The organism is Thermococcus sp. (assembly GCF_026991495.1).
Taxonomy (GTDB): domain Archaea; phylum Methanobacteriota_B; class Thermococci; order Thermococcales; family Thermococcaceae; genus Thermococcus.
This window is the reverse complement of the sequence record NZ_JALXBJ010000058.1, coordinates 31293-47934: the sequence shown is the minus strand read 5'-3', so window position 1 is coordinate 47934 and position 16642 is coordinate 31293. Positions and strand designations below refer to the sequence as shown.

The window sequence follows — 16642 nt, the reverse complement described above, 5'->3', positions numbered from 1 at the left end:
GTTTCTCCAGAGGAAGCGGAACCAGAAGTCCACGAGGTTCTGGGCTATGCTATAGCGGTACCTCCCCCTTCCAAAGGCGTCCTTTCGCTTTACCACCAGCTCGTAGTCCCTCTCAAGGGCGCGGAGGTATTTGGTCAGACTCGTGCTCCTGACCGAGAGGTAAGCTGATATCTCGCCGAGGGTGTTCCTGCCCTCGCTTATCGCCTGGAGTATGCTGAAGTACGTCCTGTATTCCTTTCCAAGTTCTTCCTTGAGCATGAGCATGACCTCGGGGAACATCGGATACGGCTCCTCGAAGAACAGCATCCTGATGAACTCTTCAGGCTCCATCGAGAAGCGCTCAAGCGTCTCGTAGTACTTCGGCAGGCCGCCGAAGACCGACCACATCACAACGGCCTCCTCGATGCCGTAGCCAAGGTCCTTCACTATCCTTAGAACGGTTTTGAAGTCGAGCTCTCTAAGCTTTATCACCACGTCGAACCTGCCGTAGAGCGGACTGGAATAGTCCTCAACGAGCCTCTTTGACATCGCTATGAGAGAGCCGGTGACAACCAGCTTGGCCTCGCGGTACTTGTCGAGGAGCCTCTGGAGGTCGTAGAGGAAGGCTGGGTTCACCCTGAGGACGTTCTGGAGCTCGTCTATGAAGACCGTCTCCCCCTCTCGCATGAGGAACTCCACTATCTCCCCCATCGAGCCGAGCGTTGGGATGTAGCGCCTCTCCCTGATCTCTCTGATCCAGTCGTCGCATATCAAGGCCTCTCTCTTTTCGGCGGGGATGAAGAGAGTTATCGGGTTGAGGGCCTCCTCGACCAGCCTCGTCTTTCCAACCCTTCTCCTGCCTATTATAGCTACTCTCTTGGCCTTCCTCAGGAGATCGATCTCCTTTCCCCTGTTGTAGAACTTCATTTTATACCCCTCAGGTATTATACTTGGCAGGTATAAAATTTAAAACTATCCCCCGAACTCCTCCGTCCACTTCTCATACCTCTCAATGTCCTTCCTCGTCAGCGGGCTTTTGATCCGCTTAAAAGCCTCCTCGAAATCCCTCATCTCAAGGGGTCTGACCTTCAGCTCAAGCTCCCCGATCCTTGAGAGGGCATCGAGCTCCCCCAGCTCCGGGTTCACCTCCTCGAGCATGCGGTGTATCGCCGCCTGGCACAAGGCTGTGATCTCCCTGCCGGAGTACAGCCTTTTAACGCTCTCCTCCGCTATGGCGTCGAGGTCTAACCGGGAGACGTCGAGGCCCTTCGTGTGTATCCTCACGATGGCCTTGACGGCTTCCTTATCCGGCAGCGGCACGTAGACCCTGATAGGGAAGCGCGAGAGGATAGCCTCGTCCAGATCCCAGGGGGTGTTCGTTGAAGCCAGCGTTAGTACAAAGCGCTCCTCATTACTCTTGAACCCGTCCAGCTCAGTTAGGAGCGTCGCGAGGGCTCTGCGCGTCGCTTCGTGGACGCTCTCGCGCTTCATGCTGAGGGCATCTATCTCGTCAATGAAGACTATGCTCGGGGCCCTCTCCCTCGCCACCCTGTAGAGGGCAGAGATGAGCTTCGAGCTCTCGCCGTAGTACTTGCTCAGAACGTCGCTGGCCTTCACGTTGAAGAAGGTCGCGTTTAAGCTCCCGGCGGCCGCTGAAGCGAGCAGGGTTTTTCCCGTTCCCGGCGGCCCGAAGAGGAGGATCCCCTTCCAGGGCTTCACGGCCTCTGGCTTTTTGGCAAAGGCCAGAGCAACGTTCCTCGCGAGGAGCTTTTTGACCCCCTCAAGACCGCCTATGTCCTCCCAGGTTACGGCCGAGCGCGAGATTAAGCCCTCGACCAGCGGGGTGTACTCATCTTGGGGAGGGCTTCCCCCGCCGGCTGGAGCTGGAGGGAGTGCCCTTGGTTTCCCTGCCTCTTTTCTAAGCTCCCTCGCGGTGGCCTCCCACTTTTCCGCCTTTTCGAGGTACAGGCCGGCCTTTGAGGGCGTCTTCTCCGCTATCCTCCTGAGTATCCCGGCGCATTTTTCAGCGAATTCAGCCGCGGCCTTCTCGTCTCCCCCGGCAAGTGCCCGCTCGTACTCCCGTCTGCACTCCTCGAAAAGGGAGAGGTAGAGGGACTGCATGTCAACCCCTCATCGCGTCTTCGATCTGCTTGAGCCTGCTCCTGGGTTCGAGGTCAGATGAAGCCGACTCCTCGAAGAGGGAGGCAGCTTCCTCAACAGTCTCCGCGCTGAAGTCGCCGGTCAGGATGCTCTCGCTCGTTAGATCAAGCATCGAGGCGAGGGCATCGTCCAGCTCCTCCACCCTGCCCATGGCCTTCTCGAACTCCACCTGCATCTTCGCTATGTCCTGCGCCCCGGGCCCTTCGGCAATGCTCTCGACTATGTCCTGGCTGAACTGGATGAAGTTCGCGGAGACCTTCACGAGCTCCCTCTGTATCTCAGCTTCCTCCATGAGGAGGAGCAGTCGTTTAGCCTGCTTTATCCTCTCCTCCAAGGCGAGGTACTTTACCGCGCTCCTCTTTAACAGCGCCTCGTCGCCGAGCTTAGCCGCTTCCTTCCCCTGGAGGAAGATTTTGCGCTTCAGGTTCTCAAGGTTGTTTATGTACTGCTTAAGGGCCATCTTGGCCTTCCTCATGCGCATCTTGCGCTCTATCTCCCGGTCCTCCTTCGATTTCCAGAACTTCACCATGGTACTACCCCCTCAGCTCCTGAATACCTCCCACTCAATCCTCTTGAGGAGCTCCTCGACCTTAGTCTTCGTCTCATCGCTCATCGCCACACCTTCTCTCACGAGTATCTCCACCTGGCCTATTAAATGTTCCACGTCCTTTGAGTTCTCCTTAGTTATCCCCCTGAGCTCGTCGAGCGCCCCCAAGAGCTCCCCCCTGTCGTTGGCCCTGAGGCTCAGCCGGGCTATCTTTATGGTCTTGAGAACGCCGGCGCGCCACAGCTTCTCGAACTCCGCCCTGGTTTTGCTCTTCACCATGGCCGTTGTCGTCTTTTTGAGCTCCTCCTTCTCCCTCTGGATCTCCTGGACGGCGTCCAGCGCCTCAAGGAACTCGTCAACGCTCCCATAGCGTTCCTCCTTCCTCTTCGCGAGGAGCTTCTCAAAGATCCCGTCGTACTTCTTCAGCTTCGGGTTGAAGGCTGAAGGCGGCTTTGGCCTCTCGTCCGGCTTCGTTATCTTGGTCATGACGCTCACTATCGAGCTCCCCTCGTAGGGCTGCCCCCCGGTTAGGAGCTCGTAGAAGATGAGGCCGAGCTGGTAGATGTCGGTTCTGTGGTCGGTGTGGCCATAGAACTTCTCATCCACCTGCTCCGGGGCCGCGTAGAGATAGGTTAAGCCCTTCATGGCCGTCGCGGTCGTGGAAACCGCACCGACCTTTGCCAGTCCCCAGTCGGTTATCTTCGGTGTCAGGTCACTCTTTAGGAGAACGTTCTGAGGCTTGAGGTCGCGGTGGAAAACCTGCTTTGAGTGGGCGTGTTTTAAGCCCTCAGCTATGCCCCTGACGAGCTTCAGCGCGGTCTCCTCATCGGCCGGAACGGGGTAAGCCCCGAGATCCCTCACGAGCCTCCTCCTTATCCTCGCTCCCTCAACGTACTCCATCTCGATGTGGGGGACGGGCGTTTTGTACGCGCCGTAGAGCTTTACTATGTTCGGGTGGTCGAGCCTGCTCCAGGCCTTAACTTCCTTCAGGAAGGCTTTTTTAGCCGCCTCGCTGCCCAGGGAGGGGATTTTAACCGCGACTACTTTGCCGTCTTTCTTCCTTTTCACCTTATACACCCTGGCGAAGCCGCCCTCGCCGAGGAACTCAAGGGGCTCGTATTTTTCCAGAAGCTCTGGCGGGAAGTAGGGGACTCTCGGAGGTGCAGGGGGCTTCTCTTTCTTTGGTGCCCTCCTCACGCTGCTCGCTGATGAAGGCGAAGGTTTGGGCTTTCTGCCCCGGGCTTTTGCGGCAACGCCGCCGAGCAGGCCAAGGACAAGAAGGCCTGCGATGATGTAGGTTTTGGGTATCCCACCGCCGGCTGTCGCTTGAGCCGTTTGGGTTGGTGGGATTGACGTGACCAGAGGTGAACTGGTAGTTTGATGCGATTTTATCTGAACTAAACTCGCCGCAACGCTCGCCTTCTCACCGGGACTTACCGTTACCGTCTTTGTAAAGTTCTGGTAACCGTCTTTAATGATTTTAACCGTGTGCTCGCCGGTGGAGAGTTTGTAGTCCTTGAGTGGAGTGTCTCCAGCGTAAGAACCGTCAACGTAAACCTTTGCTCCGGCTGGAGAGGAGTCAACGCTCAAATAGCCATAGGCTGGCGTCAGCGTTGCCGAGATGGTTTTGCTCTCTCCCGGATTCAGGGTTACTGTTGTCGTGTAGTTCTTGTAACCCTGTTTGGTGATTTTTACTTGGTGTGTTCCAGGGGTTAGGTTGAGGGTTAAAGGTGTCGTTCCATTATAAGAGCCGTCGATGTAAACGCTTGCCCCTGGAGGAACTGAGAGTATTGTGAAGGCTGGGAGTGCCGGCCCGTACTGGGTTTTAACCGTCAGCTCGGCCTGGTTCGGGTAGGCGTGCGAGTCCTGAGGAGTAACACCTGAGTCCTCAACCGCGGCTTTTGAATCCCGCACGTCGGGACTGGGAATGGTTATCTTCGCGTTTGAATCCCTGGAGAAGCCGGGCAGGTTCCCATCCGGAGGAAGTCTGAGAACCCAAAAGTCAGCTTTTCCAGCGCCGAAGCTGTAAGTGTAGCCGGCCACGATAACGTCACCGTTGCTCGCTAAAGCAACCGCGAAAGCCACATCATTATCGCTTCCTCCGTAAGTCTTCTGCCACTTCACGTTGCCCTCGCCGTCAAGCCTGAGGATCCAAACGTTTGAGTAACCTGGAGTTCCAGCGCCGAAGCTGTCAGTGTAGCCGGCCACGATAACGTCACCGTTGCTCGCTACAGCAACCGCGTGAGCCTCATCATAATCGCTTCCCCCGTAAGTCTTCTGCCACTTCACGTTTCCCTCGCTGTCAAGCCTGAGAACCCAAACATCATTCCAACCAGCGCCGAAGCTTTCAGTGTATCCGGCCACGATAACGTCACCGTTGCTCGCTAAAGCAACCGCGTTAGCCTCCTCCCAGTCGCTTCCCTCGTAAGTCTTCTGCCACTTAACGTTGCCCTCGCTGTCAAGCCTGAGAACCCAAAAGTCAGCATAACCAGCGCCGAAGCTTTCAGTGTATCCGGCCACGATAACGTCACCGTTGCTCGCTAAGGCAACCGCGTGAGCCTCATCCAAGTAGCTTCCCCCGTAAGTCTTCTGCCATTTCACGTTGCCCTCGCTGTCAAGCCTGAGAACCCAAAAATCAGCACTACCAGCGCCGAAGCTTTTGGTGTAGCCGGCTACAATAATGTCACCGTTCGGAGCTAAGGCAACCGCGTTAGCCCCATCATCACTGCTTCCTCCATAGGTTTTCTGCCATTTCACGTTGCCGTTAGCATCAAGCCTGAGAATCCACACATCAGAACCGCCAGCGCCGAAGCTTGCAGTCCAGCCGGCCACGATAATATCACCGTTCGGAGCGATGACAACCGCACGGGCACCATCGTCCTTTGTCCCGCCGTAGGTTTTAGCCCATGCTATGCCCCCCTCCGGGCTCAGCTTCATGACTAAAACGTCCTTTCCGCCGGTGCCTGATGAAGTGGTGTATCCAACCGCGATAATGCTCCCGTCCGGCAGAACCTTAACGTCGTTGATAACATCAGTCCCGCTTCCCCCGTAGCTCCTCGCCCAGTAGTTGAAGCCGTCTGCCCTAACGCTTGGTGTTTGGACAACCAAAACTGAAAAAACCAAGATCAGAGCCAAAATCACGGAGAGCTTCTTCATTTCATTCACCTCCTCCGGTCAGCCTTTTGGAGATCCGGGAGCCGAAAAAATGAAGGAAGGGACGGCCCATCACCCCTCACTCCCCTGGCCCCCCTGGACGCCGAGGATGGAGTTTATCTCCTCGATTATTTCCCTCTTGAGGGACTCGTATTCTCTCCTCTTCGAACTCACCCTTTCGCCCGTTGACCTGATCTCCCCTAAGATCCCTTCGAGCCCCTTCATGTCACCCCTCCTGTAGGCGTCCCCGGCCTCGTTGACGAGCTCCTTCATGCGCTTCACCTCATCCCCTGCCTCAGCCGGCACCGGGCCGCTCTGCACCTCCTTGAAGACCCCGACGATCTCCGAGTAAAGCCTGTTCAGCTTCCTCCTCCTCAGATAGCGCCTCAGCAGCAGCACGGCGAGAAGGAGGAGAAGAGCTATCGCGCCGTAGAGGTAGTAGTTGTTGATGGTCGGGAACGGGTCGCTGGCGTTGGGTATCCCGTCGTTATCAACGTCGTTCGCCCTCCCAACTGCCTCCTCGGCGAGGCTCATGGCGGCTTTGTAGTCCCCCCTCGCCATCGCGGCCTTTGCCTTCTGGAGGAGCTCCTCTGCCTTGTCCGGGCTGAGACCGAGGCTTTCCGCGTCCTTTATAGCTTTTTCAGCCTCGTTTATCTTCCCAAGCGCTTCGTCGCCCTCCTTCTTCAGCCGCAGGAGGGTCGAGTTGGCGGTCGCGATGTAGGTCGCGGCGGCCGTGAAGTTCCCGTTTCTCACGTTCTCGGCCGCTCTTGAGAGGAGCAGCCCAACGTTCCCCGTGTAGTAGCCCTTCCCCCTCAGGGAGTTAGCAGTCGAGTTTACGGCCTCCACCTTCCTCAGGAGGTCACTCCCGGTCTGCTCGCAGTCCTTTCCGGCCTGGAGCGCCGATTTCGCGAGGTCTATCGCCTTCCCGTAGTCCCCTGCGGCCCCGCTGTCCTTCGCCTCCCGGAGCAGGCTCTCACCCTTCTGGCAGCCTATGCCCTTTGAGCCAAGGGATGAGAGGTAGGCCGTGGCATCTTCGAAGGCCTTTGAGAAGTCTTCGAAGAGCCGAACGGCCCGCTCGCACAGGGACTCAGCTTTCATGGCCTCAACGATCGCCGTCAGGTAGTCCCCCTCAGACAGAGCAGCCTTGGCAAAGCCCAGCTTCTTGGCCGCTTCCGCCACGACCGCCCCCCTCTTCTCCGCAGCTTTGATGCAGTTCTCGGCGTCGCTCACCCTTGAGTTAGCCTCGTTTTCGGCCAACTCGTTGGCCTTCTCGACCACCCGACCGCTCGTCCCCATCGATTCCCTTGCCCCCTCGATTGCCAAGGTGTAGTTGCCGGCGTTGAAAGCGGCTTCCGCCTCTGAGAGAGAGCGGTTGGCCGAGGCTATCATTGATGGAAGGTTTTGGGGGCTTACGTTCAGCTCGTTCAGCAGGGCGACGGCGGCCGTGGCGTTTTTAAGCCCTTCCTTCGCGTCCTGAATCGCGCTGAGCGCTTCCTCTCTGTACTTTTCCCTCATGGCGTTTTCGATGGCCGCCGCGACTTTTTCCAGCGTTCCCGTGGAGTTGCGGGCGAGCCCGTACGCCTTTATGTAGTCTCCGTCCTTGTAAGCCCTGATGGCCGCCGCGAGGGTGTTCTTTGCACCCTCCACCTCGTTCTCCCATTCAGCCAGCGCGTTGGAGTCCGCCCCGTGTTCCTTGGCGAAGTCCAGGTCGTCCTCCGCTTTCTTCAGGGTGGCGTTGGCGGTTCCCATCTCCGCCCATGCCATCTCCCTCATGCTCTCAACGCTGTCCCTGACCCTCTCTAAGGCGGCCTCGGCCGCCCTCACGGCGTCCCTGTAGTTCCCGCTCTCGTAGGCCTCCCTGGCCTCGTTCACGAGATCCTCCGCGTCCGAGACGTTGTAGCCGGCCGAGAGGGCCCCCTGAACAACCGCCTCAGAAAAGCCCACGAGCGCGCTTGAATACGAGCGGTTCGCAAGTTTCCATGCCCCCGTGTAGTTCCCGGAGCTGAACTCCTCCTCCGCCAAGTTGAGCAGGTTCCGGGCCTCGTTTACGTCCGCTCCCTCACCGGTGGCGTTCTCTATGGCCTCCCGGGCCTCGTCTATAGACTCCTCCGCCTTCTTCCTGAGTATCAGCCTCTCCGCCTCGTCGTACGCTTTTACTGCCTTTTCGGCCGCGGCAGGGTAGTAGCTCTGGTTGAAGAGATCGAGAGCGCTGTTGAGGAGGTTCAGCGGATCTGCAACGTCCGCCCCGAGATTCCTCGCCTCGCTGATCTCTCTCTCGGCCAGCTTGATCTTTGCCCCTGCATCCCTCTTGGCTTTATCCAGGGCCGCCTGAGCCTCACTGAGGGCTTTTTCCGCCTCTTCCTTTGCCCTGGTGTAGTTCCCGGAGTCGAACTCCTGCTCCGCCCGGCTGAGGAGGCTTTGAGCTTCGGCGACGTTTATCCCGTGGCTGGAGGCGAAGCTCACGGTATCGTTCGCCCGTTCTATCTCGCCCTCCGCCTCAGCCCTCAGGATGAGTGTTTGGGCTATCCCGTAGGCCTCTTTGGCCTTATCCTCAGCCGCCGGATAGTAGCCGCCCGAGAACAGGCTCTCCGACTCGTTCAGCAGTGAAAGGGGCCCGGTAACGTTCAGTCCCATGTCCCTCGCTTTGTAGGTCTCGTTTTTGGCCTCTTCTATGGCTTTTTCAGCCGACTCTTTAGCCAGGCTTATCGCACGGGTAGCGTTCTGCCCGGCCAGCTCCGCGAGCTCCCTCGCCCCCGTGCAGTTCCCCGAGCTGAGCTCCCCCTCCGCCAAGTTGAGGAGCCTCTGGGCATCGGTGACGTTTATCCCGTGCTCCGTCGCGTTGTCAATGACTTCCCCGGCGCTCCCTATGGCCTTCTCCGCCTCCTCCCTGCACTCTATGGCGCTGAGGGCGTTGAAGTACCGGAGGCCGTTGGACGCGACGAGCAGCTCCCCCGTCTCGGGCACCGCCTCCACCTTCCAGACCCTGTCCCCTGTGCCCTGGATCCAGATGGTTTCACCGCTTGAGGCGTTGAAGAGAACGACCTTTCCAAAACCTGTTCCGGCCACGACGTAGCCCCCGCTGGAGTCCATTGCCAAGGCCGTAACTGCCCCGCTCACTCCCTTTTTCCAGAGGAGGTTTCCGAGGGTGCCGAAGAGGTAGACGTTGCCGTCCCACGTGCCGGCCGCTATCCTCCCGCCGGAGGTGCTGACCCTGTATACGTCGTCGGAGAGCTCCCTTACCCACCTCAGCACCCCGGAGGTGGTGTAGAGGTAGAGGTTGTCGTCGTTCGAGCCCGCTATCAGGTACCTCCCGTCATCGGTTACTGCGACGCTGTTGACGGCTCCTCCGAGCTGGTCAGTTATAACCGGCGTCCCGTCCACTTTGAGGAGCCAGAGCGTACCGTCTTTCCTGCCCGCGGCGACGTACTGGTCGTTCGCTGATATCGCAACGCTGATGACGTTCTTACCGCTCTGAACCCCCGAGCCGGACGGGTAAACCCAGAGCTGCTTTCCGTTCCCGTCGAAGAGATACAGAAGCGATCCGGCGGTTCCCACTGCTACGTACTTTCCGTCCCGCGAGACGGCCAGGGCGTTCACGTCCCCTGCAACGGCCTCTTTCCAGAGGAGGCTCCCATCCGCCCCAAAGGCGTAGACCATGTCATCGTAGAGGGTTCCAGCCACGATTAGATCCCCGCTCCCGTCCACCGAGACCCTCGACACGGGGTCGTCCAGCCTGCGGAACCAGATGGGAATCCCCTGGCCGTTTATGGCCACCACTACGTTCCCGCTCCCGAGGACGGTCAGGTTGCCGCTTGAGTCCGTTGAAGCTGTGGTTACGGGGGCTCCGCTGCTCCACACCCATTTTAGGCCGCTCTCCTTTAAGAGGGCCGTCAGGTTGGGGCTTACGGCCGAGGTTGTGCCGTTCGTGATGGTCACGAGGGTGGAGCAGGTTGGCAGGCCTGGGTAGGCCACGCCGACCACGTGGTAGCCCGGGCTCAGGGGGTACTCCGGCAGGGGCGTTCTCCCGGCGTAGCTCCCGTCAATGTAGACCTCAGCTCCGGAGGGGGTGGAGGTGACGTTGAGGTATCCCCTTCCAACCACATCTTGGTAGAGCTCCTGAACCTCAAAGTCGGTTAAAGCGCGGTTGTAGATTCGGACTTCATCTATTGTCCCTTGATAATAATTAGCACCACCAGGAAAATCGGCTCCAATGTATATTGGGGAAGTCTCTGAATTTATTGTTGCCTTAACTTGTGTTTCAGATATTTTTTTGCCATTTACGTAAAATGAGAGAGTGTTCCCATCGTACGTGACGACAACAAATCTGAACTGATTGGGTTGGATCATAGGCTCGGGAGTGTAATACTTACAACACCAACAAGTTTCTCCAAATCTAACATGGCCCTTTCCGTTATAGAATTCTAAATTAAAGGAATTCGCACTACTACAAATGTCATAATCTCCACCTTTTGAAACAAAGGCAACCCATGAATCCACTGAATCGGGTTTTAACCATCCAGCTATCGTGAATGAGTTAGATGACCATTTAATTTTGTCTACTGTTTTAATGTAATCGCCCCAGTTAAGGTATAACGCCTTCCCTTTCACTCCATCAACGCACTCTGGACTCCCGTAAATCGTCCCGTCATGCCCGTTCCCACTGTCGTCCCGAGCATCACAGTGGTCAAAAGAATAATACGCAACCAAACCCGTGGAGAGGTCAACGCTCGACTCAGAGATCGCCGGGGTTTTTGTTGCTCCAACGTTGATTGCCGTATGCTCCGGGTTTATCCCTGCGCTCCAGTTGTAGTTCTGGCCGTTCTCAGGTTTTCTTAGTTGGTTCTGCGCTCCCGCCCCGAGGACTGGCGTCTGGGCTAAAATTGATAAAAGCAGGAGGGAAACCAACAAGAGGCTTAACTTCCTCATCCCCCTCACCCCCCGAACTCCTCGGCCCACTTCTCATACCTCTCGATGTCCCTCCTCGTCAGAGGGCTCTTGATCCGCTTGAAAGCTTCCTCAAAATCGCGCATCTCCAGCGGCCTCGTCCTCAGGGAGCGCCTCCTGAGCTTCTCGTAGGGGAGCTCTGCTAACTTGTGAAGGTTGGGGTTCTCCTCGCGTATCATGTTCCAGACCGCTGCCTGGCAGAGGTTCTTCAGGTCTCTGCCGGAGTATAACCGCTTAACGCTCTCCTCCGCTATCGCGTCGAGATCGAGCTTTGAGATGTCGAGCCCGCGGGTGTTGATCTTGATTATCTCCTTTGCGGCCTTCCTGTCGGGTAAAGGCACGTAGATCCTCCTCGGGAAGCGCGAGAGAACAGCCTCGTCTAAATCCCAGGGCGTGTTGGTTGCCGCTAACGTGAGGATGAGCCTGTCGCTCTTCTTGTCCTGGAAGCCGTCGAGCTCCGTCAAAAGCGTAGCGAGCATCCTCCTGCTGGCCTCGCTCTGCTCGCCCGAGCGCTTCGTCGTTAGGGAGTCTATCTCGTCCATGAAGACTATGCTCGGTGCCTCCTCCCTCGCAACCTCGTAGAGGGCCGAGATTATCTTAGCCGACTCGCCGAAGTACTTGCTCAGCACGCTGCTGGCCTTCACAGAGAAGAAGGTTGCGTTTAAGCTGCCGGCGGCCGCTGAAGCTAACAGGGTCTTCCCAGTTCCCGGCGGCCCAAAGAGCAGGATCCCCTTCCAGGGCTGTATGGACTCTGGCCTCTGCAGGGCCGAGATGACCACTGTCTCCATTATGAGGGCCTTCACCTCATCGAGGCCTCCTATGTCCCTCCACTTCACCTTCGACTTTGCTATGAGGTTCTCCCTTATGTAGGCCCTGAACTTGTCCTCCTCTTCTCTCTCCTCGTTTTCGGGCTTGGCAGAGCCTTCCTTCATCGGCTTGCCCCTGACTGTGCTTCTGCGTCTCTTTCCGACCTCCTTTGAGAGGGTCTCCCACTTCTTTGCCTTCTTGATGTAGCTCTCGCGGTTGAACTCGTCGTACTTGGCGAGCTGCCTGAGTATCCTCGCGCATTCAAGGGCCTTCCTCTTCGCCCTCTCCACGTCCCCTTTCTGGACTGCGTCCTCATACTCCTTCTTAGCCTTCTTAAACGCCGCCATCAGCGGCCCCGAGAGATCCACGGGCATTCTATCACCTCCACCTCGCGGAGACGCAAACAACGAAATCAGTGGCGGTAGAGCACCACCGTGATGTTGTCGTCGCTGCCGAAGGAGTAGGCCTTGTCTATCAGCAGCTTAACGGCCTCCTGCAGCGAACGTGCGCTCAAAACCGTCTTCAGTATGTCCTCGTCCGGGAGGGCGTCGCTGAGGCCGTCGGAGCACAGGAGAAGATAATCACCGGGCTTCAGCTTGACCTCCTTCACGTCCCCCTCGTCGAGCCTGAGCTCCTTCTCTATCCCGATGGCCTTCGTTATGATGTTCTTCTGCGGATGCCTCCTGGCCTCCTCCTCGGTTATCTCGCCCCTGTCTATGAGCTCCTGAACGAGGGAGTGGTCCTTTGTGAGGCGTTCTATGCTCCCGTCGCGGATCAGGTAGGTTCTGCTGTCGCCGACGTTCCCAACGGTTGCGGTATCTCCCCTGACTATGGCAGCAGTCAGCGTGGTGCCCATGTTGTAGCGCTCCGGGTGATCCGGGTCGTGCCCCATCCTGTATACCTCCTCGTTGGCCCTCAGGATGGCCTCCCTGAGTATCTCCTTGGGGTCGCCGAACTTGTTGAGCCCTAAGGTCTCCTTCAGGATCTCTATGGCCTTCGCGCTCGCGACCTCCCCTGCGAGGTGGCCGCCCATCCCGTCCGCGACCGCGAGGAGAACGTTGCCCTCCACCTTGTCCGCTATGTACGCGTCCTCGTTGTTCTCCCTCCGGCCGATGTAGCTGTCGGCCGCAACGTGCGAACCGAGGTCGAGCTTGAGGGTCTTCCCGTAATCCTCAAGGGCGGCAATGAGCGCCCCGGCCTTTTCAAGGAACGCCCGGCTGATCTCACTGATCCCAGCATAGTTCTGCATCTGGAATGCCTCTTCGGCCTCCTCGGCCATCCTCCTCAGCTCTTCCAGCTTCCCACGGGCGGTCGGATCACCCGAAAGACCGAGCTTCCTGAGCTGCCGTTCGATGCCCCCAATTTTCTTTCTCATGTCCTCGATTTTTTTCCAATACCTCTGCCGCTCTTCTTCCCTCCTGCGCTCCTCCTCCTTTCTCTGCTTTTCCACCTCGTACTCCTCCCTCTTCTGCCTGAGAACGTAGTAGCCCCAGTAAGCGGCGATGATGCCGAGGAGCACCACGGCGGCTATGATTATGCCCTTGAGTATCAGGATGATGTAGTGGCCTGCCCCCTTCGATTTCCCGGGCGTGGTAGAAGCCGTTGTGTTTGAAGCCGGGGTTGTTGATGAGCGGGGCGGCGTACTTGAGGTCGTTGAGGAGCTACTGGACTGGGTTGCGCTCTCGCTCAGGGCCAGGATCCTTTGAACGGAGGAGCTGATCCCGCTCAAGTTCACCTCCTTGAGGCCCATCTCGATCTTACCGAGATCCTTCCAGTACTGGACGAGCGGGGCCGGGTTCTTGTACGATACTGCCTTGGCGTTCCTCTCGATGCTCCGGACGCTTGAGTTCCACTTCATCAGCTTCTCAAGCGTGCCGTTGATGCTCCTCTCAAGGGCCGTGACGTTCTCCGAGATGGCCGCGTTTGTGGCGTTGATTCCCAGGAGGAGCTCCCTCTCTTCCTGGAGCGTGGAGTACAGGCTCTCTATCTCCCCCTGGAGGGAGCCGACCTTCCCCGAGATCGCTTTTACGCTCTCGCTCCTCAACCCCTTCTCTAAGGAGGTCAGGTTTCTCGCGAGCTCAGCCTGCTCGGCCTCGACGCCCTTTACACCATCCGATATTGACGATACGTTGTTGTAGAGGCCGATGAAAGCCCGGTAGTAGCTCAGCATGGCACTCAAATTCGCGGTTGAGTTGATGCCCCTCAGGGCATTCCCATAGCCCTCCTCCAACGTCCCGTTGAGGCCTATTATCTCCCCTTTGAGCTTGAGCTCACTGCTCTCCACTCCCCTCAGCTCCCGCTTGAGACCCCTGAGCTCATCCTCCTTAGTGAGCAGGAAGCTCCTGTAAGCGGAGACGTTGCCGACGCCGGAGGTCGCGTTCAGGAGGCCATCCAGGGTCTTTTCGAGGCTTTCCACCGTCTTCAGGGTGCCCGTTGTTTTGGCCATCAGCTTGAGGAGCGCTGAGTAAGCCGTTCCCAACTCACTCTCCATTCCCATCCTCTGCGAATCCATCAGCTTGATGAGGCAGCCACGGGTGCCGTTCGCGATCGCCTCGACCCTCTCAGTGGAGAGGAGCGCGATGGTCTTGTTGAGGTCTCCTATAACCATGGAGGCGTTTACCGTGCCGTTAAAGCTCTCGCGGGCTTTTTTCAGGTCGCTCTCTAACTCCGTGAGGTTTCCGAGAAGGGCCCTCACGGGCCCGGAGCAGTTCGTGGCGTTCAGCTCCCCGAGGGTTGCGTTTACCTCTTCCCACGGCTTTATCAGCCCGGCCACCGCGGAAGCGCTGACGTTGAGCTCCAGGCGCACAACCCCCCTCAGGTACAGGGCCCTCAGGGTCTCGTTGCTCTGGTTCTCGGCGAGGGTGAGGTTTCCGCCTATGGCCGCGATGGTCTCGTTCGATATTCCCAAGGCGGCGGAGTGGTTGTAGAGGAAGGAGTATATCTCCGTGGCGTTGCCAGCTAATTCGCCGGCGTAGCCGCCCTCCACAGGCGCGTAGACCGGAAGCAGGAGGAGCACGGCCAAGAGGGCGAGTAATCTTCTCATCCCCATCACCCCATCGTACAGGCGTAGCCATACCTGTTGAGCACGGGCAGGATCTGCCTCAGGCTCTCCTCGGTGGGCTTTGCGTCCTGCTCGAGCATGAGCTCAAGCTGCCTCTCCACGCCGAGCACGTCCCTGTCCCCAGTCTGCTCGTAGAGCGAGTTCAGCTCCCTTATTATGGCCTGGAGGTCAGTCCTCCAGTTTGTGCTGGAGCCGTCGGCGATGGCCTTCATCATGAGGCAGATCGTTTTCGTCATGTGCTCAACCACGTCCCTCGTCCCGAGGCTCTCCCTCACCCTCTCGCCCATCCTGATGAGGACTTCCCTGAGGTCGTTCTGCAGTTCCCTGACCGTCTGATAGCGGTTCCTCGGGTCCTTCTCTATCATCTTCATCACTATGGCGTCGAAGGGCCTCGCATCCGGGTTGAGCGAGCTCGGGGGCTCGGGGTTCTCGTTGAGTATGTTGTTGATTATCTCACCGTCGGTCTCCCCTATGAACGGGTGTCTCCCGGTGAGGAACTCGTAGAAGACGACACCGAGCTGGAATATATCGCTCCTGTGGTCGAGCTTCCCAAAGCGCTTTGAGGTCTGCTCGGGGGAGGCGTAGAGGATCGTCTTGTGCTTGACCTGGGAGGACTTCCTCGTGGCCCTCGACGCGAGCTTTGCCAGGCCCCAGTCGCCGAGCTTTGCCCTCTCCGGGCTGCCGAAGTAGAGTATGTTGCTCGGCTTCACGTCCCTGTGGTAGATGCCCTTTGAGTGGGCGTGGTGGAGGGCCCTGCTGACCTCGTATACGACCCTGCCAGCGAGCTCGACCGGCAGGGGCTTCTTGTAGTCCTCGAAGTTGCCAGTTGCGAGCTCCATCTCAAGGAACCCGAGCTGCGGGTCCGCCCTGTAAACCCTGACTATGTTCTCGTGCTCAAGCTTCGCCGAGACCTCGAACTCCCTCTTGAAGGACTCCATGTAGTCCCTGTCGAGGTACTTGAGTATCTTTACGGCCACCTTCTGGCCCCGGGAGTTGACGGCCTTGTAGACGTAGGAGAACGCGCCCTCCCCGATGACGTCCTTTATCCTGTACCTCTCGCGTATCATCTCGAACCTCTTCTGGAAGTCGAGGGACATGTCGAAGAACTCTTCCTCCTCTTCCTCCTCCTGTATCGTGAAGTCCTCCTCCTTAGGAACGCGGAAGTGCCATCCCCTGATCTTCTCCCCCGTGAAGAGAAGCTCCGAGATGCCGCTTATGTTGTGGGTGACCGCTTTCAGGAGCTCCCCTACCTGACCGATCTCGTTGACGAGCCCGTACTTCTTCGCCGTCTCCATCAGCTTGTCCAGAGAGGCCTTCGCGGCCTCAAGGGTCTTCTTGGCCGAGTAGAGATCCTCCTTCCGGTAGAGGTTGTGGGCCTCCCGTATCATTCCAGCGACCGTCTGGAGCTGCATGGCTATGAGCCTCCTGTGGGCGGTTACCATCGCGTCGAACCTGTCGTCCTCCATGGGAACCTCAATGTGCTGGAGCTCTTCGAGGGCCGCGTAGAGCTCCTTCTCGTTCTTGGCCTCCTTTATCCTCTTGTAGATCATCCTGAAGTTGGCTATCTTCCTGAAGTTGTCAGTCGTTTCCATGGCGTTCCTCAGCTTGCCGGCCTTCTCCTCGTCCCCCATAACTTCAACGGCGGTGAGGGCCTGCCTGTACCTGTCCAGGGAGTCCTCGAACTTCGATATCGCCTCCTTGAACTTCTTGTTCCTCAGGAGCTTTTCGCCGTCGTGCCTCAGCTTTAGGGCGGTGCTCAGTAGGAACTCCACGTCCGGCATCGCCGCGGTGAAGGCGTGCTTTATCAGTCCGCGCGCCTCCGAGGTTCTGTTCTCGTTCAGGGCCTTTACAACCTGGCTCAGGTAGTCGCGGGCTTTGGCAGGGTTGGAACCGGGCAGTTCGAGGCGTATGTAGTGGGATATCATGTCGAGCCTTTCCCTTATCTCCTCCAAGTCAGATATCCTTGCTTCCTCCATCCCAACACCTCCTTT

8 protein-coding genes and 1 pseudogene are annotated in these 16642 nt (G+C 58.0%); all 9 read right to left on the bottom strand.

Annotated features, from left to right (window positions below):
* A partial coding sequence (locus MVB78_RS07590; protein WP_297489952.1) for an ATP-binding protein occupies positions 1–906 on the bottom strand: 906 nt, incomplete at its 3' end.
* Positions 907–951: 45 nt separating this feature from the next.
* A complete protein-coding gene (locus MVB78_RS07585) occupies positions 952–2100 on the bottom strand; it encodes a 26S protease regulatory subunit (RefSeq protein ID WP_297489950.1) in 1149 nt (382 codons plus the stop codon).
* A 1-nt stretch (position 2101) separates the two neighbouring features.
* On the bottom strand, positions 2102–2668 hold the full coding sequence (locus MVB78_RS07580; RefSeq protein WP_297489948.1) for a hypothetical protein: 567 nt from the start codon (positions 2666–2668) through the stop codon (positions 2102–2104).
* A gap of 12 nt (positions 2669–2680) precedes the next feature.
* The gene (locus MVB78_RS07575) at positions 2681–5842 is read right to left on the bottom strand and encodes a PEGA domain-containing protein (protein ID WP_297489946.1); all 3162 of its coding nucleotides are present in this window, start codon (positions 5840–5842) and stop codon (positions 2681–2683) included.
* Positions 5843–5911: 69 nt separating this feature from the next.
* Positions 5912–9940 (bottom strand): PEGA domain-containing protein, encoded by a 4029-nt coding sequence (locus MVB78_RS07570; protein ID WP_297489944.1) that lies wholly within the window; start codon positions 9938–9940, stop codon positions 5912–5914.
* A 27-nt stretch (positions 9941–9967) separates the two neighbouring features.
* A pseudogene (locus tag MVB78_RS11335) lies at positions 9968–10765 on the bottom strand (LamG domain-containing protein); the annotation flags it as partial.
* A gap of 5 nt (positions 10766–10770) precedes the next feature.
* The gene (locus MVB78_RS07565) at positions 10771–11964 is read right to left on the bottom strand and encodes a 26S protease regulatory subunit (RefSeq protein ID WP_297489942.1); all 1194 of its coding nucleotides are present in this window, start codon (positions 11962–11964) and stop codon (positions 10771–10773) included.
* A gap of 38 nt (positions 11965–12002) precedes the next feature.
* A complete protein-coding gene (locus MVB78_RS07560) occupies positions 12003–14639 on the bottom strand; it encodes a Stp1/IreP family PP2C-type Ser/Thr phosphatase (protein ID WP_297489940.1) in 2637 nt (878 codons plus the stop codon).
* Positions 14639–16627, bottom strand: coding sequence for a serine/threonine-protein kinase (locus tag MVB78_RS07555; protein WP_297489938.1), 1989 nt, complete (start codon positions 16625–16627; stop codon positions 14639–14641). The genes MVB78_RS07560 and MVB78_RS07555 overlap by 1 nt, the downstream gene beginning before the upstream one ends.
* Between the last annotated feature and the right edge of the window lie 15 nt (positions 16628–16642).

Coding starts and splice junctions, on each gene's coding strand:
- MVB78_RS07585 (WP_297489950.1), bottom strand. CDS start 2,100: ATGCAGTCCCTCTACCTCTCCCTTTTCGAGGAGTGCAGACGGGAGTAC.
- MVB78_RS07580 (WP_297489948.1), bottom strand. CDS start 2,668: ATGGTGAAGTTCTGGAAATCGAAGGAGGACCGGGAGATAGAGCGCAAG.
- MVB78_RS07575 (WP_297489946.1), bottom strand. CDS start 5,842: ATGAAGAAGCTCTCCGTGATTTTGGCTCTGATCTTGGTTTTTTCAGTT.
- MVB78_RS07565 (WP_297489942.1), bottom strand. CDS start 11,964: ATGCCCGTGGATCTCTCGGGGCCGCTGATGGCGGCGTTTAAGAAGGCT.
- MVB78_RS07560 (WP_297489940.1), bottom strand. CDS start 14,639: ATGGGGATGAGAAGATTACTCGCCCTCTTGGCCGTGCTCCTCCTGCTT.
- MVB78_RS07555 (WP_297489938.1), bottom strand. CDS start 16,627: ATGGAGGAAGCAAGGATATCTGACTTGGAGGAGATAAGGGAAAGGCTC.